Genomic DNA, 22,764 nt, shown 5'->3' on the forward strand with positions numbered 1-22,764 from the left:
ACTGCCGCCAAAGAGATTGCGAGGACCACATCATGGAATACCGCCAGATCAGCGATGACTATTCGGTCTCCGGCCAGATCCAGCCGCAGGATATCGCCGCCATCAAGGACGCAGGCTTCAAAAGCGTGATCTGCAACCGGCCGGACGACGAGCAGCCGGGCCAGCCTTCGGCCGGAAGCGTTCAGGCCGCGGCCGAGGCGGCCGGGCTTGCCTTCCGCTACATTCCGGTGATCAGCGGCCAGATCACCATGGACAATGTCGAGGACCAGGCCGCTGCGCTCGACGAGCTGGAAGGCCCGGTGTTCGCCTATTGCCGCTCAGGCGCACGCTGCACCAACCTCTATGGGCTGATCCAGCAGCAGCGGGGGTGACGGATTTGCCGCGAAAGTGTGCTGAGATTCAGGTCAGGCCGAGCCGAAAATGGTGGCTTCCGAGAACCGGAGCGGAGCGTACTTAAAGTACGTGAGCACCGGAAGCGCAGGAAGCCGCATTTGCAGGCCGGCCTCACCTGAATATCGGCACACTTTAAATCGGCAGCGCGCCGGTTTCCTTCAGCGTCTCCAGCACGATCGCGGTCTTCACATGCTGCACGGATTCGTGCGGCAGGAGCACGCCGTTGACGAACTCGGACAGTGACTTGAGATCGGGCGTCACCACCTTCAGGATGTAATCCATCTCGCCGGTCAGCGCGTGCGCCTCCTGCACTTCGGGCAGGCGGGCGACCAGCTCGCCGAAGCGGCGGGCGTTGTCTCGGTTGTGGGTGGCTAACGTCACCGAGATGACATTGACCAGCGAAAAGCCCAGACGGTCCCGGTCGAGGACGGCACGGTAGCCCTTGATATAGCCGTCTTCCTCGAGCCGCAGACGGCGGCGCGAGCATTGCGAGGGCGACAGGTTCACGCGCTCCGCCAGATCGTTGTTGGTGAATCGCGCATCCTCCTGCAGAAGCGCCATTATCTTGCGGTCAAATTGATCGAGACGCGTATCATCCACGAACAATCCTCCATTCATGCACAAATTGCGCACATGATGAGCATTTCAAGCGGTTGAATGCAAGCACCGTGCGGACACTGCGCGCTATCATCGTTGAAACTGGCCAAGCACGGCCGCGACAGCTTTCGGAGGACTGCCATGGGCCCCTTCCCGCACGACGCCCCGCCTGCCAAGATCAACAAGCAAAACCCAGCCGGCACCGACGGTTTCGAATTCGTCGAGTTCGCGCATTCGGAGCCCGAAAAGCTCGCCGATTTGTTCACCCGCATGGGCTATGTCGCGGTCGCAAGGCACCGCAGCAAGGACATCACCGTCTGGCGCCAGGGCGACATCAATTATGTCGTCAATGCCGAGCCCGGCTCACATGCGATGAAGTTCGTCGACAAGCACGGCCCCTGTGCCGCCTCGATGGCGTGGCGCGTGGTCGATGCCAAACATGCCTTCGACCACGCCGTCTCAAAGGGTGCCACGCCCTATGAGGGAAGCGACAAAGCGCTCGACGTGCCGGCGATCGTCGGCATTGGCGGCTCGCTGCTTTATTTCATCGAAGCCTATGGCGAAAAAGGCTCCGCTTACGATGCCGAGTTCGAGTGGTTGGGCGAGCGCGACCCGAAACCCGAAGGCGTCGGCTTCTATTATCTCGACCACCTCACCCACAATGTCTATCGCGGCAACATGGACAAATGGTGGGATTTCTATCGCGACCTGTTCGGTTTCAAGCAGATCCATTTCTTCGACATCGACGGCAAGATCACCGGCCTTGTCAGCCGCGCCATCACCTCGCCCTGCGGCAAGATCCGCATTCCGCTGAACGAGTCCAAGGACGAGACCAGCCAGATCGCCGAGTACCTCAAAAAGTATAATGGCGAGGGCATCCAGCATATCGCGGTCGGCACCGACGCCATCTACGAGGCGACCGACAAGCTCGCCGCCAACGGGCTGAAATTCATGCCCGGCCCGCCCGACACCTATTACGAGATGTCGCATGAGCGCGTGCACGGCCATGACGAGCCTGTCGAGCGCATGAAGAAGCACGGCATTCTGATCGACGGCGAAGGCGTCGTCGACGGCGGCACGACCAAGATCCTGCTGCAGATCTTTTCCAAAACCGTGATCGGCCCGATCTTCTTCGAGTTCATCCAGCGCAAGGGCGACGAAGGTTTTGGCGAAGGCAATTTCCGCGCGCTCTTCGAGTCGATCGAGCAGGACCAGATCAAGCGCGGCGTTATCAAGCTGGGCGGCAAGGCGGCGTAACGCCTGAGCTTACTTGCGGCCGGACCAATTATGACCTAAATTCTGGTCATAAGAGGTTGGCAATGAACGTTCCGATGGCAAAAGCAAAGGCCCAACTCGCCGAGTTGGTGAAGCGGGCCCAGGCCGGCGAAAAGATCAATCTGACCCGGCACGGGGAGATTGTGGCAACCTTGAGCGCCCCTGCCCGGCCTGCGGGGAGCAAGGGTCTGTTTGGAGCCCTGAAAGGCCAAATTTGGATATCGGATGATTTTGATGAACTCGGCCCCGAATGGGACGAGTACATCAAATGAGCCGCAAATATCTGGTCGATACCCATATTCTACTCTGGGTACTCAACGCGGATTCACGCCTTTCGGACCATCATCGGGACATCTTTCTTGCGAGTGAGGATGTGGTCGTCAGCGCCATCTCGGTGGCGGAGATCGCCATCAAGAAATCGCTCGGCAAAGTCACGCTCACAGGCAATATCGTGGAGATCTTGAAGTCGAACGGCATTCCGATCCTCGGCGTCAATGAATTGCACGCAGCGAGACTTGAGCATCTGCCGCTTCATCATCGTGATCCATTCGACCGTCTACTCATCGCGCAGGCTCAAATTGAAGATCTGACGATGGTCACTGCGGATCGGCACTTCGCAGCCTACGACGTTGCCTTGGTCTGATCATCCAGTCCCAACCGTTCGACCTCTTCTTTCCTCAGCTTCAGGTCATAGTCGAGCAGGAATTCATCCAGTTGCGGTGGCGGAACGGAAGTGCCGGAAAGCATGGCATGCACCTGCCCGCGGTGGTGGATGTCGTGCAGGAAGACATGCGCGAGGATGTCGCCGATCTTTTCGGGGATCATGCCGTCCTCGCGCCGGTCGGTTATGACGCGGCGATCGAGATCGGTCTCTGAAAGTGCATCGCAGAAAGCAACGAGCTTGCGGTCGAAATCGGCCTGTGCCTCGGCCAGACCGCCTGCATCGTTGAAGGGCACGAAATCATCATAAGCCGAGGCTCCGAGGCCACCGCCGGTCAGGAAGTCGAGATAGAGAAGGTCGACTGCCAGGATGTGGTTGAGCGTCTCCCTGATCGACGGAAAGAAGCCGGTGCGCACGGCCTCGAGCTCGCCGGGCTGAAGCGCCAGCACTGCACGATAGAGCCGGTCGTTCGACCAGAGATTGTTGCGCGCCATGCGGCGCAGGTGATCGAGCAGGGTCACCGTTCGGGTTCTCCCCTCACCTCTCGTATTTCTCGACCTTCTGCTCGATGGCGCCGAAGATCGAGTGGCCGGTTCTGTCCTTCATCTCGATGCGCACCGTGTCGCCGAAACGCAGGAAAGGCGTCTTCGGCTCACCTGACTCGATGGTTTCGATCATGCGCAGCTCGGCGATGCAGGAATAGCCGGCGCCGCCGGCCGAGACGGGTTTGCCCGGCCCGCCGTTCAGCTTGTTGGAGACGGTTCCGGAGCCGATGATGGTTCCGGCGGCGAGCGGCCGGGTCTTTGCGGCATGCGCGATCAGCGCCGGGAAATCGAAGGTCATGTCGACGCCGGCATTGGCGCGGCCGAACGGCTTGCCGTTGACGTCGACCAGCAGCGAGAGATTGACCTTGCCGCCGTCCCAGGCATCGCCCAGTTCGTCGGGCGTGACCGCGACTGGCGAGAAGGCCGACGAGGGTTTCGACTGGAAGAAGCCGAAGCCTTTGGCCAGTTCCGGCCCGGTGATGGCGCGCAGCGTGATGTCGTTGACCAGCATAATTAGGCGAATTGCCTCCTTCGCTTGTTCCAGACTGGCGCCCATCGGCACATCGTCGACGACGACCGCGACCTCGGCCTCCATGTCGATGCCGAAGGCCTCGTCGGCCATGCGGATCGGGTCGCGCGGCGCAATGAAGGAGTCCGAGCCGCCCTGGTAGATCAGCGGGTCGGTCCAGAAGCTTGCCGGCATCTCCGCGCCGCGTGCCTTCCGCACCAGCTCGACATGGTTCACATAGGCGGAGCCGTCCGCCCATTGATAGGCGCGCGGCAGCGGGGAATGCGCGTCGTGCTCATGGAAACGCGCCGAGGGAACCGCGTTGGTCTCAAGCGATTCGGCCATGGCCGCCAGATGCGGCGCAATGCGGCGCCAATCGTCGAGCGCAGCCTGCAGCGTCGGCACCAGGAAGGAAGCGTCGGTGAACCGCGTCAGATCGCGCGAGACCACGACCAGTTTTCCGTCGCGCGTCCCGTTCTTCAATGTGGCAAGCTTCATGCGGTTTCCTCTCCTGAAGCGGCGTTCTGACCGCCTAGCCCCACAACAAGGCCGTCGCGGGCAATCGTCAAGTCGCCGAACCAAGTTTTCCTGACGGCGTCGATCCAGTCGTCCTCGCCGATCGCCGGATCGTCGGCTGGAATGAGATGGTTGAGCACCAGCCGCTTCACCCCGGCATCGCTGGCGATGCGGCCTGCTTCGTCGGCAAAACTGTGGCTGGCTAGGAGATGTTCGCGCAGCCGGGCGCCGTTGCCGGTCCTGGCGACAAGTCGCTCCACGCCTTCCTCCAGCATGGCCTCATGGACGAGGATGTCGGCAGCTTTGGCAAACTCAGCCAGTGGCGGAAAGAAGGCAGTGTCGGCGGAAAACACCACGCTCTTGCCGCCCTGCTCGAAACGCAGCGCAAAACAGTCGGTGACCGGCGGATGGTCGACGCGCAACGAAGTCACCGTCAGACCTCGCTCGTCCAAAATCGAGCCTTCGCCGAACTCCTCGACCGTGATCAGGTCGCGGATGTCCGGCCTGCCTTCGTCGATGATGCGGATCTCGATGTCGAACTCCATCGCCTGGCAGAAGCATTGCCAGTAATGCCCCGTGCCGGGTGGGCCAAAAACGGTCACCGGCGTCGCCAGACCCGCCGTCCAGGCCGTGTGGATCAGCGGCCCAAGTTCCAGAACGTGGTCCGAATGAACGTGCGTGACGAAGATCAGATCGAGCGCTTTGAGGCTGACGCCGGCATCAGTCAGCGCACGCGTGACGCCAAGTCCGCAATCGACGACGATGGTGCGCCCGCCGATTTCAAGCAGCGACGAACTCGGCCAGGGTCCGCCTGGCCGGACTGCCGGGCCACCCTTGGAGCCGAGCAGGACGAGCCGGTCCACGTTTTCGGTATTCAAGACCAGTCGCCTTCCGGGGTGCCGTTGAAACGCTTCTTCAGGTCGGCCCAGCAGTCGATGTAGTTCTCCTGCAAGGTGCCGAGCTCGGCGGCGTAGCGCGTCAGCATCTGCGGAAAGCGCGTCTCGAACATGAAGGCCATGGTGTTGTCGAGCTTGACCGGCTTCAGGTCGGCGCGCGTCGCCTTCTCGAAGCCGGAAGCATCCGGGCCATGCGCCAGCATCTGGTTGTGCAGGCTGATGCCGCCGGGCACGAAACCTTCCTCCTTGGCGTCGTACTGGCCATGGATCAGGCCCATGAACTCGCTCATGATGTTACGATGGTACCAGGGCGGCCGGAACGTATTTTCGGCCACCAGCCAGCGCGGCGGGAAGATGACGAAGTCGACATTGGCCGTGCCCTCCTCGCCGCTCGGCGCCGTCAGCACGGTGAAGATCGATGGATCGGGGTGGTCGAACAGGATGGCGCCGACGGGCGAAAACGTCGCCAGATCATATTTGTAGGGCGCGTAGTTGCCATGCCAGGCGACGACGTCGAGCGGCGAATGGCCGAGTTCGGTAATGTGGAAGGCGCCGCACCATTTGACGATCAGCCGGCAGGGCGTCTCCTTCTCCTCGAACCAGGCGCAGGGCGTTTTGAAATCGCGCGGATTGGCCAGGCAATTGGCGCCGATCGGGCCGCGGTCGGGCATGGTGAACTTGGCGCCGTAATTCTCGCAAACATAGCCGCGCGCCTCCTTGTCGGCGAGCTCGACCTTGAAGACGAGGCCGCGCGGCAGCACCGCGATCTCGCCGGGGCGAAGCTCAATCACCCCCATCTCGGTGACGAAGCGCAGCGCGCCCACCTGCGGCACGACCAGCAATTCGCCGTCGGCGTTGAAGAAATGGTCGTCCACCGTCGACCGGTTGGCGACATAGACATGCGCTGCCATGCCCGACTGGCCAACCGCATCGCCGGCCGTGGTGAAGGTACGCATGCCGGAAATGAAGTCGGTCGGCTCGGTCGGCATCGGCGTCGGGTTCCAGCGGTATTGGCCGAGCGCCAGCTCGTGGTCGCCGATATTGGGGCCTGTCTTCCACAAGGGGTAGCTGGCGCCCTTGAATCGGCCGGTGTGCTTTACGCTCGGGCGAATTCGATAAAGCCAGGAGCGCTCGTTGGTGCCGCGCGGCGCGGTGAAGGGCGAGCCCGAAAGCTGCTCGGCATAGAGGCCGTAGGCCGGCCGCTGCGGCGAGTTGCGGCCCTGCGGCAGCGATCCGGGCAGCGTCTCGGTTTCGAAATCATTGCCGAAACCCGGCATGTAGGAAAAGCCCATCCGATCCTCCCTGATCCGACTTGCCAGCTTCAAGAATTTGGCCTGCAGGCGATGTTGACCAAACTGGTTTCATTTGTAACCATTGAAAATGTAACTATCAACGGCTGACGCTTTCGCGGTGCGACCATGGAAATCCTCGAGTTGGAAAGCTTCCTGCCCTACAGACTCTATCGGTTGGCGGATACCGTCAGCCGCGAATTTTCGCGCATCTACAAAGAGCGCCACGGTCTGACGCGACCGGAATGGCGCACGCTGTCGGGGCTTGGCGAGCGGGGCACGATGACGGCGACCGAACTCGGTGAACAGTCGGCCATGCACAAGACGAAGGTGTCGCGCGCGGTGGCGGGGTTGGAACGGCGGCGGTGGTTGACGCGGACGCCGGATGAGAATGATCGCCGCGTAGAGCGCCTGGCGCTGACCAAGACGGGTTTAGCCGCCTATCGCGAGATGGTGCCGCTGGCGAAGGCGTTTGAAAGGGAGTTGCTGGGGAAGCTGAGTGTGGAGGAGCGCGCGGCGATTGCCAGGGGGGTGGCGGCGCTGGAAGAGGCTTTGGAGAGAAAGTAGATGAGAGGCCGGCGGGACAGCGCCCCCCTCTGTCCTGCCGGACATCTCCCCCTCTTGGGGGGAGATTGGCAGCTTTGGCGACGGCGCTCGTCTTGCAACGTCCGCGATTGGCGAAGGCCGGCGTGACGGCTGATCTCCCTCCTTGAGGGGTAGATGTCCGGCAGGACAGAGAGGGGGGCGAAGGAACTCGACATCTCTCCAGAGGCTCTCACCAATCCATCACAACCTTCCCAGAACTCCCACTCCTCATCGCATCGAACCCCACCTGGAAATCGTCAATCCCGATGCGATGGGTGATCAGCCCCGAGACATCCAGCGGGCCTTGCACCAGGGCGATCATCTTGTACCAGGTCTCGAACATCTCGCGGCCGTAGATGCCTTTGAGATGCAGCATCTTGAAGATGACCTTGTTCCAGTCGATCTCGAAGCCGGTCGGCGCGATGCCGAGGATGGCGATCTTGCCGCCATTGTTCATAGTGTCGATCATGTCGCGAAAGGCAGGGGCCGCGCCTGACATCTCCAGCCCGACGTCGAAACCCTCGCTCATGCCGATCGACGGCATCACATCGCGCAGCTTTTCCTTCGAGGCGTCGACGACATGCTGGACACCGAGTTTTCGCGCCAGATCCAGTCGCACCGGGTTAATATCGGTGATGACGACCTTTCGCGCGCCGACGCATTGCGCCACCAGCGCACCCATGATGCCGATCGGCCCGGCGCCGGTGACCAGCACGTCCTCGCCGACCAGATCAAAGGACAAGGCTGTGTGCACGGCATTGCCCAGCGGATCGAAGATAGCGGCGATCTCGTCCGGCACATCGTCGGGGATCGGCACGACATTGTGCTGTGGGATCGCCAGATACTCGCCGAAGGCGCCGGGACGGTTGACGCCGACGCCGAGCGTGTTGCGGCAGAGATGCCCTCGCCCGGCGCGGCAGTTGCGGCAATGGCCGCAGACGATGTGGCCTTCGCCCGACACGCGCTGGCCGACCTTGTATTCGGTGACCGCGGAGCCGAAATCAGCGACCGTGCCGACGAATTCGTGGCCCGTCACCATCGGCACGGGCACCGTCTTCTGCGCCCACTGGTCCCAATTGTAGATATGGACGTCGGTGCCGCAGATCGCGGTCTTCTTGACCTTGATCAGCACGTCGTTGGGGCCGATCTCCGGCACCGGCACCTCTTCCATCCAGATGCCCGGCTCGGCCTTGGCCTTCACCAGCGCCTTCATCATGTTCGACATCAGACGCTCCTCAAAAATCTTGCCTGTCTTGATGGGATCGGTTTCATCAGTGCGCCGCCTCCAGAATGTTCTTCAGCCGGAGCAAGTCTCGATCGGTCGAACGCCGAACGGCCAGGGCGATAAAAGGCGCCACAAGACGGGAAAAGCCTGTCGGGGTACCGCGGTTCCGGAGCGCCATATGGGTAGCGCCTTCTCGGGTATCGCGCCATGCATAACTCGTTTCCATGGGAAACGGTCCTTCGGCGGTTCGCATCACCAGCCGCTCGCCCTGCACGAGATCTACAATTTCGTAGGTGTAAACAAGCCGCCGTCCGAGGAACTGCGCTACGAATGCAATTCTCGATCCTACCTGAACCGGTCGGGGCGTCTTCCATTCGACCGATTTGATATTGACGTACCAGCGGGGCACGTTGTCCGGATCGGCGGAAAAGGCGGCGACGACCGCGCGGGGCCTGGCGATCTCGATCCTGCTCGTGACATCGATCGTCATGGCCGACTTCTGTTTTCCTCGGCGTGGGTCAAGCGATTACACCCAGTTCTTTTCCCACGTCGCCGAAGGCCGCGACGGCCCTGTCGATGTCGGCGCTGGAATGGGCGGCAGACATCTGCGTGCGGATGCGCGCCTGGCCCTTCGGCACCACCGGAAAGGAGAAACCGATGACATAGATGCCGCGCTTCAGCATGCGCTGCGCCATCTCCTGCGCCAGTGCCGCATCGCCCAGCATCACCGGGATGATCGGATGATCGGCGCCAGCCAGCGTGAAGCCCAGTTTGCCCATGCTGGAACGGAACCGGTCCGCATTGGCATATAGTCGCTCGCGCAACGCGTCGCCATGGCGGATCAGGTCGAAGACCTTGATCGAGGCGCCGGCGATCGCCGGCATCAGCGTGTTGGAGAAGAGATAGGGGCGCGAGCGCTGGCGCAGCCAGTCGACCACCTGGCTTTTGCCCGACGTGTAGCCGCCGGAGGCACCGCCCAGCGCCTTGCCAAGCGTGCCGGTAATGATGTCCACCCTGTCCTCGACGCCGCAATGCTCGGCCGAGCCACGGCCGTTCTTGCCGACGAAGCCGACCGCATGGCTGTCGTCTACCATGACCATGGCGTCGTATTTCTCGGCGAGGTCACAGACGCCCTTGAGATTGGCGATGATGCCGTCCATCGAGAACACGCCGTCGGTGGCGATCAGCCGAAAGCGGCAGTCCTTGGCCTCCTTCAGCCGGGCCTCGAGATCGGCCATGTCGTTGTTGGCGTAGCGGAAACGTTTGGCCTTCGAGAGCCGCACGCCATCGATGATCGAGGCGTGGTTCAGCGCATCCGAGATGATGGCGTCCTCCTCGCCGAGCAGCGTTTCGAACAGGCCGCCATTGGCGTCGAAGCAGGAAGAATAGAGGATGGTATCGTCCATGCCCAGAAAGGAGGAGATGGTCGCCTCGAGCTGCTTGTGTTCCTCCTGCGTGCCGCAAATGAAGCGCACGGAGGCCATGCCGTAGCCGTAGCGGTCGAGCGCGTGCTTTGCCGCGTCGCGCAGATCCGGGCTGTCGGCGAGCCCGAGATAGTTGTTGGCGCAGAAATTCAGCACCTTTTCGCCGCCGACCTCGATCTCGGCGGATTGCATCGAGGAGATCACCCGCTCGGACTTGTAGAGTCCGGCCGATTTCAGCCCTTGAAGCTCGCTATCGATATGGGAAAGGAATGCTTTGCTCATGGTCGGCCCTGTTCGGTTCGAGGCCGGACTGTCGCGCTACGGGCACGAAAAATCCATCGCAAAAGCGACCGCTTCGGTGGCGCTGCGAAAGCCCGGTCGCAATCCCTGCGATGCGTGGCGGCAATAGGATCAAAAAAGAGATGTGGGAGAAAGGACGTGATAACCATCTTGCGAGCTTTTCCGCGCTGCCGCGATCACCTTGCCGACCCGTTAACCCTTTCAAGTTAATCGTTTTCCCGCCACGAATCCTTGGCAGGTATCCGTCGACCGGAGGGGTCACCCAGTTATGTCGCAGCAGCCAGTGCAGAGCGTTTCGCGCAAGCTGATCCTGCTCATCAAGACCGGCTACTGGCTGGCGCTGACGATCATCGCCGCCATGGTGATCGCCTCCTTCATCCTTCTGCAGCAGTTGATGGCGCAGCAACAGCACAATGATGCGCTGCTCGACATCGTCCAGACGCAGAAGGCGCTGTCGCAGCGCATCGTCTTCCTGGCCAGCGCCACGGGTGCTGCCTCGCGCGACAAGCAGCCGGCGCTGGTGACCGCGCTCAAGCAGGCGACCGGCGAGTTCGAAACCAATTACGACCGGCTGCTCACCGAGACCGGCGCCGACCCGCTGTCGCCGGCGCGCAACGATCCCAAATCGATCGAATACGTGCTGTTCAGCAAGCCGTTCCATCTCGACTATTTCTCCGTCGGTCTGGTGGCCAACGGAGAGCGACTGGCCTCGTCCTTCGGATCCCAACTCGGCATGCAAAGCGATGGCTACAAGGGCGGCACCGAGCGCGCCGGCCTCGACGCCTCCCTCGCCAATGCGACCTTGTCCGGCTATGCCGCGCTCGGCCAGCGCATCAGCGCCTTTGCAGACGAACGCTCCGGTCAATTGCTCAACCTGCACCGCACCCTTTTCTTTGCCACCCTTGGCGTCATCGTGCTGGTCGCGTTGTTCATTTTCCGGCCGATGTCCAACGCCATCCTGCGCAAGACACGCGAGCTGGTCGACGCGCGCAACTCGATGGCCTTCATCGCCGTGCATGACGGCCTGACCGGGCTGCACAACCGCACCTTCCTTACCGACCATTTTGAAACGCTGATCAAAGGCGCTCACCGCCGCCGCGAGCGCCTGGCGGTGATCCAGCTCGATCTCGACCGCTTCAAGCAGATCAACGACACGCTCGGCCATGCCGCCGGCGACTACGTGCTGGTGGTGACCGCGCAGCGCATGCGCGATTCCTGCCGCGCGTCGGATCTGTGCGCGCGGCTTGGTGGCGACGAGTTCGTCATGATCCTCAACGGCGCCGGCAGCACCGAGGACATCCATGCGCTGGCCAAGCGCATCCTCGGCGAGATCAACGAGCCGATCACGTTCCAGGGCACGACCATCATGCCCGGCGCCAGCGCCGGCATCGCCGTCTATCCGGTCGACGCCGACAACGCGCAGGACCTGCTCGTCCATGCCGATCTCGCGCTTTATTCCGCCAAGAAGCTCGGCGGCGGCAACTTCTCCTTCTTCTCCGAGGAACTGCGCCGCGAGCTCGACTACCGCAAGCAGCTCGAACAGGACATCCGCACGGCGATCGCCAACAAGAGTTTTGAGGTCTATTTCCAGCCGCAGGTATCGCTGACCAGCGGCAAGATCAGCGGCATCGAGGCGCTGGTGCGTTGGAAACACGCGACGCGCGGTATGATCTCGCCCGGCGAATTCATTCCCGTCGCCGAAAAATGCGGCTTCATGCCGGATGTCGGCCGCATCGTTATCGCCAAAGCGATCGAGGAAGCCGCCGAATGGAACCGCGCCGGCATCGATTTCGGGCGCATCGCCGTCAATGTCTCGGGCACGGAGCTGCGCGAGCTCGATTTCGACGCCTTCTTGTTCGGCACGCTGGAGCGGGCCGGGCTGCCCCCACAGAAGCTGGCGCTGGAGATCGTGGAATCCGTCATCCTCGATGACGAGAAGACCGGGATCGCCGCCAAGCTGCGCCACATCCGCGCCGCCGGCGTGCATCTCGAGCTTGACGACTTCGGCACCGGCTATGCCTCGCTCAGCCACGTCAACCCCAACGAGATCGACCGGCTCAAGATCGACCGCCGCTTCGTCCAGAACATCAACGAGAACGGCGACAACTCCAAGATCGTGCGCGCCATCACCGAGCTTGCCCGCGGGCTCGGCATCTCGATCGTCGCCGAGGGCGCCGAAACCGAGGCCGAGCTCGACTCGCTGATGGCGATCGGCTGCGACCAGGTGCAAGGCTATTCCATCGCCTTCCCGATGCCGCAGGACAAGGCGCGCGAATGGCTTTTGGCGCGTAGCCCGAAGAAGACGAAGCTGAAGGTGCTGCAGGGCAGCTTGGCCTAAGGTCAGTTGCTATTCGGGTGAGGCCGGCCCGCGAACAGCGGCCTCCTGCGCTTCCTGCGCTCACGTACGTTAAGTACGCTCCGCTCCGGTTCTCGCCGGCCGAAGCCCTCATAAGTGTCTCCGCCCTATGAGAAGGGTACGGCGACGCTACATCTTCGGCGCGACGTCGGACTACGACTGAGGCGGCTCAGCGTTCCGTCTTAGCATCGCAAGCACCTGCGTGAATTCGGCGAGCCTGTCATCGGGGATGCCTGCCCGCAGACGCTTGTCGAAGGCGACCGCCGCGAGGCGCAGCTTTTCGAACAGCGCTTCGCCGGCTTCCGTCAACGCCACCTGATGGACCCTGCGGTTTTCCGGATCGCGGCGGCGTGTCAGCAACCCTTGCGCCTCCATGCCGTTGAGATGATGGGTAAGCGTCGCACCCTGGATGCCGATCATCCCGGCAAGCTCGCGCTGGTTCGCCAGTTCCTTCGACTTGACCGACAGCAAAGTCACCCAGACCGGCAGCGTGCCGCCTGCCTCGACCATCGCGGCATCGAAAGCCTGCGCCACCACTTTCGAGGTACGAGCCAGAGTCATGCCGACGGGCGGACGGTCAAACGGTGTCATGACCTGACAGTAGAGCAAAGCGATTGGAACATGAAACCTGGCTTCATGATTGACATCTAACCGTTAGATATCTAACTTTGTCTTATTGATGGCGTCGACATGCTGCGACGCGCGGCGGGCGGCAGAGAGGAATGCGGTCATGCAATATGTCTATATCGTCACCATCGGCCTGCATGTCATGGCCGGCGTGTTCTGGGCCGGCACAACCATTGCGGTTGCCCGCGATCCGGAGATCAAGGCGGAGCGCTTCATCCGACCGCAGCTCGGCGCCTCCGGCCTGGCGTTCCTGACCGGCATACTGCTCTGGTATTTCTTCCACGAAGGTGCTTTCGGCTCGATGGAGAAGGTGCTGGCGCTGGGCATTTTGACGGCGCTGATCGCCGCCGGCGTGCAGGGCGCGCTTGTCGCCTCCGCCAGCAGACAGCTCGCCGGTGCCGATCAGGCGACGCAAACCCAGCTGCGGGCGAAAATGACGAGAGGCGAACGCATTGCCGGCGGGCTGCTGGTCATCACCGTGTTTTGCATGGCGTCTGCCAAGCTGTTTTGAAATCGCACGGCCGGCAAAACCGACCGGGCGCGGCGCGCAACGGACCAAAGCGGCAGGTGGCTCTCCTTGCAAAGGTCCGTTGCGCGTCACAACCCTCAGATCCTGATCCCGAACCGGATGCCGTCATAGATGGCGGCGTGGATGTTGCGCGAGGCGACAGCGTCGCCGATGCGAAACAGCACGAAGCCGCCTTCGGCATTGCGAGCGGGGAAGATGTCGCCGCCGCTCACCAGCCGCTCATAGTCGACCGCGCCGCCGTTCTTCGACAGGGGTTTGAGCGACAGATAAAGATCGTCGAGCGGCACGGTGCCGTGCTCGACCACCACCTGGTCGATGCGCCGCTCGCCGCGCCAGCCGTCGGCGAAGTCCGAGGCCAGCTCGGCGACGAGCTGGTTGCCCTCGCGCCGCACCGAACGCAGGCGGGTGTTGATGGTGACGGTGACGCCTTTTTCGTGGAAGGCGCGCATATAGGGCACGTGGTTCAGACCGCCCATTTCCGGCGCGAAGAAGCGCTCGGGCGAAACCAGTTCCAGCTTCGAGCCACTGTTGGCGATCAGCTCGGCGGCGCCCATGCCCTGATGGCCGCCATTGTCGTCGTAAAGCAGCACGTTCTCGGCCGGCTTGACGCTCCCGGCCATGATGTCCCAGCTCGAGGTGACAAGATTGTCGCCGGCCGTCAGCGGCGGGTTCTGCGGCATGCCACCGGTGGCGACGATCACCACATCCGGCGACAGCGCCAGCACATCGTTCTTCTCGGCCCAGGTGTCGTAGCGGATTTCAACGCCGAGACGGTCGAGCTCGGCCAATCGCCAGTCGATGATGCCGATCAGTTCCTTGCGGCGCGGGTTCTGAGTTGCCAAGCGCACCTGTCCCCCGGCCTGGCTTGAGGCTTCCAGCACCGTCACCTGATGGCCACGTTCGGCTGCGACGCGGGCGGCCTCCAGGCCGCCGGCGCCAGCGCCCACCACCACGACTTTCTTCTTCGGTCCCTCGCTCTTTGCGATGACGTGCGGAATGGTCGCCTCGCGGCCGGTCGCTGCGTTGTGGACGCAAAGCGCCTCGCCGCCCTCATAGATGCGGTCGAGGCAATAGGTGGCGCCGACGCAAGGCCGGATCTCGTGCTCGCGGCCCTCCATCACTTTGCGGACGATATGCGGATCGGCGATATGCGCGCGGGTCATGCCGACCATGTCGAGTTTGCCGGTGGCGATGGCGTGGCGAGCCGTGGCGACATCGGAAATGCGCGCCGCATGGAAGGTCGGGAATTTCGTCGCCGCCCTCACCTCGCCGGCGAAATCGAGATGCGGCGAGGATCGCATGCCGGCCACCGGGATGACCTTGGTCAGCGACGCATCGGTCTCGATCGTGCCGCGGATGATGTTGAGAAAATCGACCTTGCCGGATGAGGCCAAGCGCCTGGCGATCTCGACGCCAACTTCCTTCGAGATGCCCTTTTCGACATCCTCGTCGGCGACCATGCGGATGCCGACGATGAATTCTTTACCGACCGCGGCGCGCACGGCGTCGAGCACCATGTCGGTGAAGCGCAGCCGGTTGTCGAGCGAGCCGCCGAACTCGTCGTCGCGATGGTTGGTCAAAGGCGACCAGAAGCCGTCCATCAGATGGCCATAGGATTCGAACTCGATGCCGTCGAGCCCGGCTGCCTGGCAGCGCTGCGCGGCGGAAGCATAGTCGGCGACGATGCGCTCGATATCCCACTCCTCGATGGTCTTCGGGAACGCGCGGTGCGCCGGCTCGCGCACCGGCGAGGCCGAAAGTACCGGCAGCCAGTCGGCCTTGTTCCAGCCCGTGCGGCGGCCGAGATGAGTGATCTGGATCATCACCTTGCAGTCATGCTCATGGCAGGCATCGGCGAGTTCGGCCAACCACGGCACGATCCTGTCGTCATAGACATGCAGATTGCCGAAGGCAGCCGGACTGTCGCGCGAGACGATCGCCGAGCCCGCCGTCATGGTCAGCGCCATGCCACCCTTGGCTTTCTCGGCATGATAGAGCCGGTAGCGCTCCTTCGGCATGCCGTCCTCGGAATAGGCCGGCTCATGACTCGTCGACATCACCCGGTTCTTCAGCGTCAGGTGCTTGAGCTGATAGGGTTGGAGAAGCGGGTCGTTGCTGGTCATCTTCTTCCTGCCATTTCAATTGTGTTAAGGAGCCGCCAACAGCCGCGCCCGATTGGCTTGCGGCAGCAAGGAGCTACCATGACCGACGCCAAGAACCTCACCCAGCTCGGCAAGCACGTCGAGACGCCACAGAGCCCCGAACAGGCAGTCCTGGAGACCGTGCCGTTCCAGCGCGGCGACGGCCCGCCGGCGATCGTGCGCTTCACCTGCCCCGAATTCACCTCGCTGTGCCCGGTCACCGGCCAGCCGGATTTCGCCCACATCGTCATCGACTACGCGCCTGACCGGACGCTGGTGGAATCGAAGTCGCTGAAATTGTTCATGACCTCGTTCCGCAACCACGGCGCCTTCCATGAGGAATGCACCGTGATGATCGGCCGCCGCATCGTGGAGGCCACCAAGCCGCTCTGGCTGCGCGTGGGCGGCTATTGGTTCCCGCGCGGCGGCATTCCGATCGACGTCTTCTGGCAGACCGGCGCGCCGCCCAAGGACGCCTGGCTGCCGGATACCGGCGTTGCGCCCTATCGCGGAAGGGGTTGAGATTTGTTGCGGAAGGCTGGCGGGACAGCGCGCGAAGGAACGCCAGCCCTGATCTTCAATCACCATTATCATTCGCACTGATACTGGCTGAGCGCCCACTCGCCGGTGACCGACAGAAGGTCGGAGACCTTCCAGGCGCCGCCGACCTTCTTCAGCTTCCATTCCAGCCGGTGCTGGTGGCCCTCGACGACGAAGGCGACGACCACCTTGGCCTCGTCGCCACTGACCGCTTCGACGGTGCGCAGACTCCGGTCGATGGCGAGCTTGTCGTAGTCGGCATTGTCGAGCGCCATGTTGGGGTCGAGGCATTCGCCCTGCCCCGAAGCGCGCAGCGCGTCGCTCTTGTCGAGCACGGTTTTCGCCGGATCGATGAAGTTCTTGCGCTGAGAAGGGTCGAGTTCCAACCCGACATGTTCGTAGAACGGCTTCACCACCGCGGTCGGCGATCCGGGCAGGACAGGTGCGACGGGCGCCGGTTCGGCTGGTTTGGTTTCCGGCGCCGCGGCAGGCGGCGACTTGTCGATCTCGGGCGCATTGTCGCCTGAGGACGCGTTCGGGGGCGGCGAGCCGAAGAGCGCCTGCGCCAAGGCTCCGCCGTTCAGCCCCGCGGCCAGCATCGATAAGCTCGACAGCACGAGGACGAACCAGCGAAGCACGGTGTCACTCCGTCGAGGCGCCGCATTCCAGCGCGCTGAGTTTCCAGTCGCTGGTCTTGGAACTGATGTCGGCGATCTTCCACTTGCCGTCCACTTTCTTCAGCGACCACACCATTTCGCGTTTGGAGTCATCGCCTTCCGGGAAAAGATTGAAGCTTGCCGTCACCTCGGCGGTGTCGCCGTTGACGGCTTCGGTGAGCTTCAGCGTCTTCGACAGGGTCTTCTGGTCGAAGTCCTGGGCGTCGAGGCCCGGATCGAAGTCGATGCAGGACACCTCGTCGGGCTTCTCCTTCTGCGCCTTGTCGTTGGCCTCGAACAGCCTGGTCACCGGCTCGGTGAAGCGGTCGCGGTATTTGGCGTCCGCCTCGAACTTCACCTCCGGCACGTAGAAGAACTTCACGGTGTTGGAAGCCGGCCCGGCAAGCGCGGCGCCGGGCAAGGCTATCGACATGGCAGCGGCAAGCACTATCGGCTTCATGCAGGATCTCCGGAGGTTCGGTGCGTGGCGGCAAGCTCGCTGCCACGCATCCTGCATACCGGCTTTTTTGCGGCTCATGAAATCCAGTCGCGCTCAGGTATCCAGCCAGACGTTCTGGAAGTCCATTTCGTAGGTCTGGTGCATCGAATAGTTCTTCACCTTCTTGTTCATGTGGCAGTAGAGCTTCTGCCAGAAGGGCTGGATGATGACGCCGGAATCCTGCAGGATCGCCTCGACATCCTTCATCACCTCCTTGCGCTTGGCGACGTCGATCTGCGACAGCGCATCCTTGAGCTTGGCGTCGAACTCCGGGTTGGAATAGGCTGTCTCGTTCCAGGCCTCGCCGGTGCGGTAGCCGAGCGCCAGCACCTGCACGCCGAGCGGGCGCATGTACCAGATGGTCATGGAATAAGGATATTTCGTCCAGTCGTTCCAGAAGGTCGAGCCGGGCAGCACCGTGCGCTTCACCTTGATGCCGGCGTCGCGCAGCTGGCCGGCAATCGCATCGCCGGTGTTCTTCTGCCATTCGTCCTCGACCGTGATCAGCTCATGCTCGAAATCGGCCTGGCCTGCCTCCGCCATCAGCTTCTTGGCGCCGGCGGCATCGCGCTCCTTTTTGGGCAGCGGGTAGTATTCGGGATGGATCGGGCTGACATGGTGGTTCTCGCCGACCGTGCCGCGGCCATTATAGCCGAGCTGCATCACCTGGTTGTTGTCGACCGCCATCTGCAGCGCGTTGCGCACCCGCTTGTCGTCATAGGGCTTATGCGTGATGTTGGTGCGGGCAACGAGCGTGGTCGCCGTCGCGACCTCCGACTTCACCAGATCCATCTTGTCTAGCGGGTCGATGTAGTCGGCCGGCGTTTCGAAGTCGAGGTCGATCTCGCCGGAATCGAAGGCATTCAGCGTAGCGTTGAAGTCGGTGCCGTAGTCGATGAACTCCACGCCGTCGAGCGGCGCTTCGCCGCCCCACCACTTGCCGTTCTCGCGGCGCTTGACGACCGCCTTCTGACCAACCGAATAGGACACCAGCTCGAAAGCTCCGGTGCCGATCGGCTTCTTGATCGGATCGGCGCCGTCCTTGTCGAAGTCCCGATGCACGACCAGGGCGGGATAGTCGGTGAGGCCGGGGATGATGGCGATGTCGGCTTCGTTGAGCTTCAGCTTGACCGTGTGGTCGTCGATCTTGGTGATCGCGCCGTCCTTGGCCTTGCCGGTCTTGGTGTCGATTAGCGCGCCCACGCGGGCGGCCATGGAATTGCCTGAAGCCCCCTTCTCGCACCAGCGGTTCAGATTGGCGACCACGTCGTCGGCGTTGAAGGCATCGCCATTGTTCCAGGTCACGCCCTTGCGCAGATGCAGCGTGTATTCGGTGGCGTCATCATTGACGTCCCAGCTTTCGAGCAACACCGGCTCGAAAGTGAACTGGTGCGTGTAGCGCACCAGCGGCTCCAGCCACGTGCGGGTAACGTTCGCCATCTCCGTCCAGTCATAGGTGCGCGGGTCCTTCTGCGCCTTGACCGACATCGCGACATGCAGCGTACCGCCCTTCTTGGGCTCGTCGGCTAGAGCCTTGGTCGGCGCGGCAAGGCCGAGCATGCCATAGGCGAACGCCGTCGACGCGCCGAAGGCGCTTGCCAGGGCCAGGAATTCGCGCCGGTCGACACGACCCGCCCGCGCCTCCTTCGCCATGGCCTCGATAGCGGCCGGGACCCGGTCGCCGTTGCTTCTGAAAAGTGTCATTCTCGTTCTCCCATTGATTTCTTCAGGTCTTCGCCCGGTTGGTTTCAACTGTCGTTGATATGGATCAACTAACGCTGTCCGGCAGCTTTTCCTCACGCCGCGCGATCAAATCCGCGAGACCCTCGGCAATGCCCTCGTCGAGTTTCGGCTCCTGGTAGTCGGCGAGCATGGCGCGCGCCTTTTCGCGGCCGCGCGTGTCATGATCCTTGGCGCCTTCGGCGCTCCACTGCTCGAAGGAATTGAAGTCCATGATGTTGGGCATGAAGAAGGCGCTCTCGAAATGCTCAAGCGTGTGCTGCGTGCCGAGGAAATGCCCCTGCGGACCGACCTCGCGGATTGCCGCCATCGCTTCCTTGAAATCGTCGAAGGGAACGCCGCCGGCATATTTGTACCAGCCGACCAGTTGCTCGCAGTCGGTGGCGAATTTCGAATAGCCGCAGGTGAGCCCCGCCTCCAGCCAGCCGGCGGAATGCCAGATGTAGTTGGCGCCCGAAAGGATCGCGGCATGCATCAGCATGTTGGCTTCATAGCCGGCCTGGGCGTCGTTGAGCTTGGAGCCGACATGGAAGCCGGACGTGCGCCACGGCAGCTTGTATTTCCTGGCCAGCGCGCCCATCAGATACATCATCTGCGCCGCCTCCGGCGTGCCGCCCATCGGCGCGCCGGTCTTCATGTCGACGGTGACCATGAACTGGCCGTAGAGCTGCGGCGAGCCGGGCCGGATGAGCTGGGTCAAAGCCACGCCGGCAAGCGCCTCGGCATTGACCTGCGCCACCGCGCCGACGGCGGAGGCCGAAGTCGAGGCGCCGCATAGCGCGAAAGGCGCCAGGATCAGCGGCTGGTTGTGGCTCGCATAGACCCGCATGGCGTCGATCATGGTGGCGTCCCAGACCAGCGGCGAATTGCAGTTGGTGATCGCCACCAGCACCGGGTTGTCGCGCACGAAGTCCTCGCCGAAGACGATGCCAGCCATCGCCATCGTGTCCTCGGCGCGCTCCTTCGACGTCACGATGCCCATGAACGGCTTGTCGGAATGTTTCAGCGCCGAATGGATGATGTGCAGATGCCGCTTCGGCACGGCGATTTCCATCGGCTCGCAGATAACCGAGCTCGACGAATGCAGCGCCGGCGCCATGTAGGCCATCTTGTGGAAATTGTTGAGGTCGGCGAGCGTGCCGTAACGGCGCTTGTTGTCGAGGTCGCGGATATAGGGCGCGCCATACATCGGCACGAAGATCGAGTTCTTGCCGCCGACGCGCACGGTGCGCTCCGGATTGCGCGCGTTGAGCGTGAACTCAGGCGGAACTTTCGAGACGAGTTCCATCAAGAGCGCGCGGTCGATGCGGACGCGCGTTTGCCTGACATCGGCGCCGGCCGCTTTCCAGAGCTCTATCGCCCCGTCGTCGCGGAATTCGCAGCCCACCTCCTCGAGGATCTTGAGCGATTCCTCGTGGATCAGCTCCACCGCCTCGTCGGGCACGATCTCATAGGCCGGGATCTTGCGCACAAGGGTCGGGAAGGACGCGATCGGCGCGCTTCTCAGCGCCTTGCGGCCAAGACGGCCACCGCCGCGGCGGTGGGTCTGTTCGGTCAATTCAACGGCCGGTGCGTTCATGGAGGCTCCTTCTTCCCGCCACTCACGTTAGCGAGGCAAAATATGGCTGTGACGCTGGAAAATCCTGATCTTCTGTATAAGTTCACCTTATGCGAAGCCTGCGCCACCTCCTGCCCTCGGCCGGCAGCCTCATCGTCTTCGAAGCCGCCGGCCGGCTGTCGAGCTTCACCGCCGCCGGGCGCGAGCTCGGCATGACGCAGGCCGCCGTTTCCTATGCGGTGCGTGGACTGGAGGAGCAGCTCGGCGCCAAGCTCTTCCAGCGGCGCCACCGCCAGGTGCTTCTGACGGAAGCCGGCGAGCGCTTCCATGCCGACGTCTCGCTCGGCCTGTCGCATATCCGCAAGTCGGCAGAGGACCTGCGCCTGCAGGCAACCGGCGGCCATGTGACTTTGGCCGCCTCGACGGCTTTCGGCTCGTTCTGGATGATGCCGCGCCTGCAGCAGTTCCGCGACGAACTGCCGGGTATCGACCTGCGCATCCAGACCGCCGACCGCGACCTCGACATCATCGCCGAAGGGATTCCGCTCGGCGTGCGCGGCGGGGTGCCGCGCGACTGGCCGGACTACCACTCGCTGTCGCTCTCCGACGAGGAGATCTTCCCGGTCGCCGGGCCGAACTACCTCGCCAAATTCGGTAAGCCGAAGACGGTCGAGGAACTGGCAACGCACCGGCTGATCCATCTCGAGGAACCCTATCGCGAGGCGCCGAACTGGGACGAATGGTTCGCGTCGGCCGGAACCAGCCTGCGCAATGCGGAGCGCGGGTTGCGCATCAACGATTATGCGCTGGTGATCCAGGCAGTGATGGAGGGACAAGGCATCTCGCTCGGCTGGCGGCATTTGGTCGAGCGGCTGGTGGCATCAGGGCTGCTGGTGCCGGTGACCGATCATGTGATGCGGACCGGCATCGGCTTTCACGTCATCTGGCCGAAGAACCGCGACCTCAGCGAGAATGCCCGCAGGGTCAGGGACTGGCTGGTAGCGCAGGCGTGAGTTCGATTGGTGGCGATAGAAGATCTCAAATTGATCTGTATATATAGAGACAATTTTCAACAGTAGGATCGTATCTTGCTGAAATTGGCAGGATTGCGATGGCGAGCACAGCGAGACCTTTTTATACGATAGCTCCTCTTATTCTCTTGGCTGGCTTTCTATCCAGCTGCAACGGAAGGGAATGGGGATGGAACCAGAAAATCTCGGTTGAAGTCTGGGTGGACGGAAGGGTTGTATCCGGATCGTCCGTTCTACACGTGATAGCCAAAGAAGATAAATTCAATTCCACTCTTCCGACTGGAAGCGAGGGGGAAGCAACCATCGTCGATCTCGGCGAGCGCGGCAAACTGTTCGCCCTTCTTGGTGATGGGGCAAGAATGGCAGAATTGACGCTGCAGGACATCGCACCGGAAGGAAGTACAACTGAAGATCGGTGGACTGCGATAATGAAATTCAGAGGCAAGAAAGAGGTCCCTGCCCGATATCTTTTTCCGGGTACGAGAACCTATCAAAACCTGTACCCAACGCTTGCGGCATTCACTGATCTCAACAATCCCAGCACAGTCACAATACTGGATCCCAGCGACCTTTCGAAGTTTTTTGGATCGGGCGTGTCGCTTCGAAGAATAGAGCTGGAAATCACGGATGAGCCGGTGACCCAGGGCACGATAACGGCGGTTCTGCCTTGCCTAACATCAGAGCTCGGCTGTTTTTCGAGAAATCAAGCTCTACCCCAAAGCATTCGACAGACCATCTCTGATTCGTCGTTTCGGCGACGGTGCACCTTCCTTTCTGGGTGCGGTTGAGGCATATGGAACCCGCGCATCGAGCTGACGGGCCGTTCTCGCAATTCCACCCTCCCCTACGCCGTTCGAATCCGCCTATACTCGC

At 62.3% G+C, this 22,764-nt stretch carries 24 protein-coding genes; 10 read left to right on the forward strand and 14 right to left on the reverse strand.

Annotated features, from left to right (window positions below; translation table 11 throughout):
- Window positions 1-32 precede the first annotated feature (32 nt).
- Complete coding sequence (locus LB552_RS25545) at window positions 33-371, forward strand: TIGR01244 family sulfur transferase (protein WP_095767791.1); 339 nt, start codon at window positions 33-35, stop codon at window positions 369-371.
- Between the two features lie 154 nt (window positions 372-525).
- Here LB552_RS25545 and LB552_RS25550 read toward each other — a convergent pair whose 3' ends face one another.
- Entirely contained in the window at window positions 526-993 is a 468-nt protein-coding gene (locus LB552_RS25550) for an Lrp/AsnC family transcriptional regulator (protein ID WP_140697783.1), read from the reverse strand.
- 138 nt (window positions 994-1,131) lie between these two features.
- On the opposite strand from LB552_RS25550, the gene hppD reads away from it, so the two are divergent.
- From hppD to LB552_RS25565, 3 genes are all read left to right on the forward strand, one after another.
- Entirely contained in the window at window positions 1,132-2,247 is a 1,116-nt protein-coding gene (gene hppD / locus LB552_RS25555; RefSeq protein WP_224610915.1) for a 4-hydroxyphenylpyruvate dioxygenase, read from the forward strand.
- 62 nt (window positions 2,248-2,309) lie between these two features.
- The gene (locus LB552_RS25560) at window positions 2,310-2,537 is read left to right on the forward strand and encodes a type II toxin-antitoxin system Phd/YefM family antitoxin (RefSeq protein ID WP_095767794.1); all 228 of its coding nucleotides are present in this window, start codon (window positions 2,310-2,312) and stop codon (window positions 2,535-2,537) included.
- Window positions 2,534-2,908, forward strand: coding sequence for a type II toxin-antitoxin system VapC family toxin (locus LB552_RS25565; RefSeq protein WP_095767795.1), 375 nt, complete (start codon window positions 2,534-2,536; stop codon window positions 2,906-2,908). The genes LB552_RS25560 and LB552_RS25565 overlap by 4 nt, the downstream gene beginning before the upstream one ends.
- Here the strand turns inward: LB552_RS25565 and LB552_RS25570 are convergent.
- Genes LB552_RS25570 through hmgA form a run of 4 tightly spaced genes read right to left on the reverse strand, consistent with a single transcriptional unit; the run spans window position 2,887 to window position 6,683 of the window.
- Complete coding sequence (locus LB552_RS25570) at window positions 2,887-3,447, reverse strand: DinB family protein (protein ID WP_224610917.1); 561 nt, start codon at window positions 3,445-3,447, stop codon at window positions 2,887-2,889. The two genes, LB552_RS25565 and LB552_RS25570, sit on opposite strands and share 22 nt — an antisense overlap.
- Before the next feature lie 16 nt (window positions 3,448-3,463).
- The gene (locus tag LB552_RS25575; protein WP_224610918.1) at window positions 3,464-4,477 is read right to left on the reverse strand and encodes a fumarylacetoacetate hydrolase family protein; all 1,014 of its coding nucleotides are present in this window, start codon (window positions 4,475-4,477) and stop codon (window positions 3,464-3,466) included.
- A complete protein-coding gene (locus tag LB552_RS25580) occupies window positions 4,474-5,373 on the reverse strand; it encodes an MBL fold metallo-hydrolase (protein WP_224610919.1) in 900 nt (299 codons plus the stop codon). Before LB552_RS25580 ends, LB552_RS25575 begins: the two co-directional genes overlap by 4 nt.
- Window positions 5,370-6,683 carry a homogentisate 1,2-dioxygenase gene (gene hmgA / locus LB552_RS25585; RefSeq protein WP_224610920.1) on the reverse strand — a complete coding sequence of 438 codons (1,314 nt, stop codon included), beginning with the start codon at window positions 6,681-6,683 and terminating at the stop codon, window positions 5,370-5,372. Before hmgA ends, LB552_RS25580 begins: the two co-directional genes overlap by 4 nt.
- A gap of 126 nt (window positions 6,684-6,809) precedes the next feature.
- Here hmgA and LB552_RS25590 point away from each other — a divergent pair, with 126 nt between their 5' ends.
- On the forward strand, window positions 6,810-7,247 hold the full coding sequence (locus LB552_RS25590; RefSeq protein ID WP_224610921.1) for a MarR family winged helix-turn-helix transcriptional regulator: 438 nt from the start codon (window positions 6,810-6,812) through the stop codon (window positions 7,245-7,247).
- A 208-nt stretch (window positions 7,248-7,455) separates the two neighbouring features.
- Here the strand turns inward: LB552_RS25590 and tdh are convergent, their stop codons facing one another.
- Genes tdh through LB552_RS25605 form a run of 3 tightly spaced genes read right to left on the reverse strand, consistent with a single transcriptional unit; the run spans window position 7,456 to window position 10,196 of the window.
- Window positions 7,456-8,490 (reverse strand): L-threonine 3-dehydrogenase, encoded by a 1,035-nt coding sequence (gene tdh / locus LB552_RS25595; RefSeq protein ID WP_140840991.1) that lies wholly within the window; start codon window positions 8,488-8,490, stop codon window positions 7,456-7,458.
- Between the two features lie 46 nt (window positions 8,491-8,536).
- Window positions 8,537-8,980 carry an SRPBCC family protein gene (locus LB552_RS25600; RefSeq protein ID WP_224610922.1) on the reverse strand — a complete coding sequence of 148 codons (444 nt, stop codon included), beginning with the start codon at window positions 8,978-8,980 and terminating at the stop codon, window positions 8,537-8,539.
- Window positions 8,981-9,008: 28 nt separating this feature from the next.
- Entirely contained in the window at window positions 9,009-10,196 is a 1,188-nt protein-coding gene (locus tag LB552_RS25605) for a glycine C-acetyltransferase (RefSeq protein ID WP_224610923.1), read from the reverse strand.
- 286 nt (window positions 10,197-10,482) lie between these two features.
- On the opposite strand from LB552_RS25605, the gene LB552_RS25610 reads away from it, so the two are divergent.
- Window positions 10,483-12,552, forward strand: coding sequence for a putative bifunctional diguanylate cyclase/phosphodiesterase (locus tag LB552_RS25610; protein ID WP_224529099.1), 2,070 nt, complete (start codon window positions 10,483-10,485; stop codon window positions 12,550-12,552).
- A gap of 171 nt (window positions 12,553-12,723) precedes the next feature.
- Here LB552_RS25610 and LB552_RS25615 read toward each other — a convergent pair whose 3' ends face one another.
- The gene (locus LB552_RS25615) at window positions 12,724-13,131 is read right to left on the reverse strand and encodes a MarR family winged helix-turn-helix transcriptional regulator (protein ID WP_224610924.1); all 408 of its coding nucleotides are present in this window, start codon (window positions 13,129-13,131) and stop codon (window positions 12,724-12,726) included.
- Window positions 13,132-13,300: 169 nt separating this feature from the next.
- On the opposite strand from LB552_RS25615, the gene LB552_RS25620 reads away from it, so the two are divergent.
- Window positions 13,301-13,708, forward strand: coding sequence for a hypothetical protein (locus LB552_RS25620; protein WP_140704150.1), 408 nt, complete (start codon window positions 13,301-13,303; stop codon window positions 13,706-13,708).
- A 95-nt stretch (window positions 13,709-13,803) separates the two neighbouring features.
- On the opposite strand, the gene LB552_RS25625 is transcribed toward LB552_RS25620, so the two are convergent.
- Window positions 13,804-15,849, reverse strand: a complete 2,046-nt coding sequence (locus LB552_RS25625) for an FAD-dependent oxidoreductase (protein WP_224610925.1) — start codon at window positions 15,847-15,849, stop codon at window positions 13,804-13,806.
- 78 nt (window positions 15,850-15,927) lie between these two features.
- On the opposite strand from LB552_RS25625, the gene queF reads away from it, so the two are divergent.
- A complete protein-coding gene (gene queF / locus LB552_RS25630; protein WP_126083116.1) occupies window positions 15,928-16,389 on the forward strand; it encodes a preQ(1) synthase in 462 nt (153 codons plus the stop codon).
- A gap of 68 nt (window positions 16,390-16,457) precedes the next feature.
- Here queF and LB552_RS25635 read toward each other — a convergent pair whose 3' ends face one another.
- The 4 genes from LB552_RS25635 to LB552_RS25650 form a co-directional block, all read right to left on the reverse strand.
- On the reverse strand, window positions 16,458-17,045 hold the full coding sequence (locus tag LB552_RS25635) for a hypothetical protein (RefSeq protein ID WP_224610927.1): 588 nt from the start codon (window positions 17,043-17,045) through the stop codon (window positions 16,458-16,460).
- 4 nt (window positions 17,046-17,049) lie between these two features.
- A complete protein-coding gene (locus LB552_RS25640) occupies window positions 17,050-17,523 on the reverse strand; it encodes a DUF3828 domain-containing protein (protein ID WP_224610929.1) in 474 nt (157 codons plus the stop codon).
- A gap of 93 nt (window positions 17,524-17,616) precedes the next feature.
- Window positions 17,617-19,266 carry an ABC transporter substrate-binding protein gene (locus LB552_RS25645; RefSeq protein WP_224610931.1) on the reverse strand — a complete coding sequence of 550 codons (1,650 nt, stop codon included), beginning with the start codon at window positions 19,264-19,266 and terminating at the stop codon, window positions 17,617-17,619.
- Between the two features lie 64 nt (window positions 19,267-19,330).
- The gene (locus LB552_RS25650; RefSeq protein ID WP_140542725.1) at window positions 19,331-20,881 is read right to left on the reverse strand and encodes a trimethylamine methyltransferase family protein; all 1,551 of its coding nucleotides are present in this window, start codon (window positions 20,879-20,881) and stop codon (window positions 19,331-19,333) included.
- Window positions 20,882-20,970: 89 nt separating this feature from the next.
- Between LB552_RS25650 and LB552_RS25655 the strand changes: the two genes are divergently transcribed.
- Window positions 20,971-21,873 (forward strand): LysR substrate-binding domain-containing protein, encoded by a 903-nt coding sequence (locus LB552_RS25655; RefSeq protein WP_095767813.1) that lies wholly within the window; start codon window positions 20,971-20,973, stop codon window positions 21,871-21,873.
- A gap of 98 nt (window positions 21,874-21,971) precedes the next feature.
- Window positions 21,972-22,679 (forward strand): hypothetical protein, encoded by a 708-nt coding sequence (locus tag LB552_RS25660; protein WP_224610933.1) that lies wholly within the window; start codon window positions 21,972-21,974, stop codon window positions 22,677-22,679.
- Window positions 22,680-22,764 lie beyond the last annotated feature (85 nt).

Source organism: Mesorhizobium sp. CA7 (assembly GCF_020165015.1).
Taxonomy (GTDB): domain Bacteria; phylum Pseudomonadota; class Alphaproteobacteria; order Rhizobiales; family Rhizobiaceae; genus Mesorhizobium.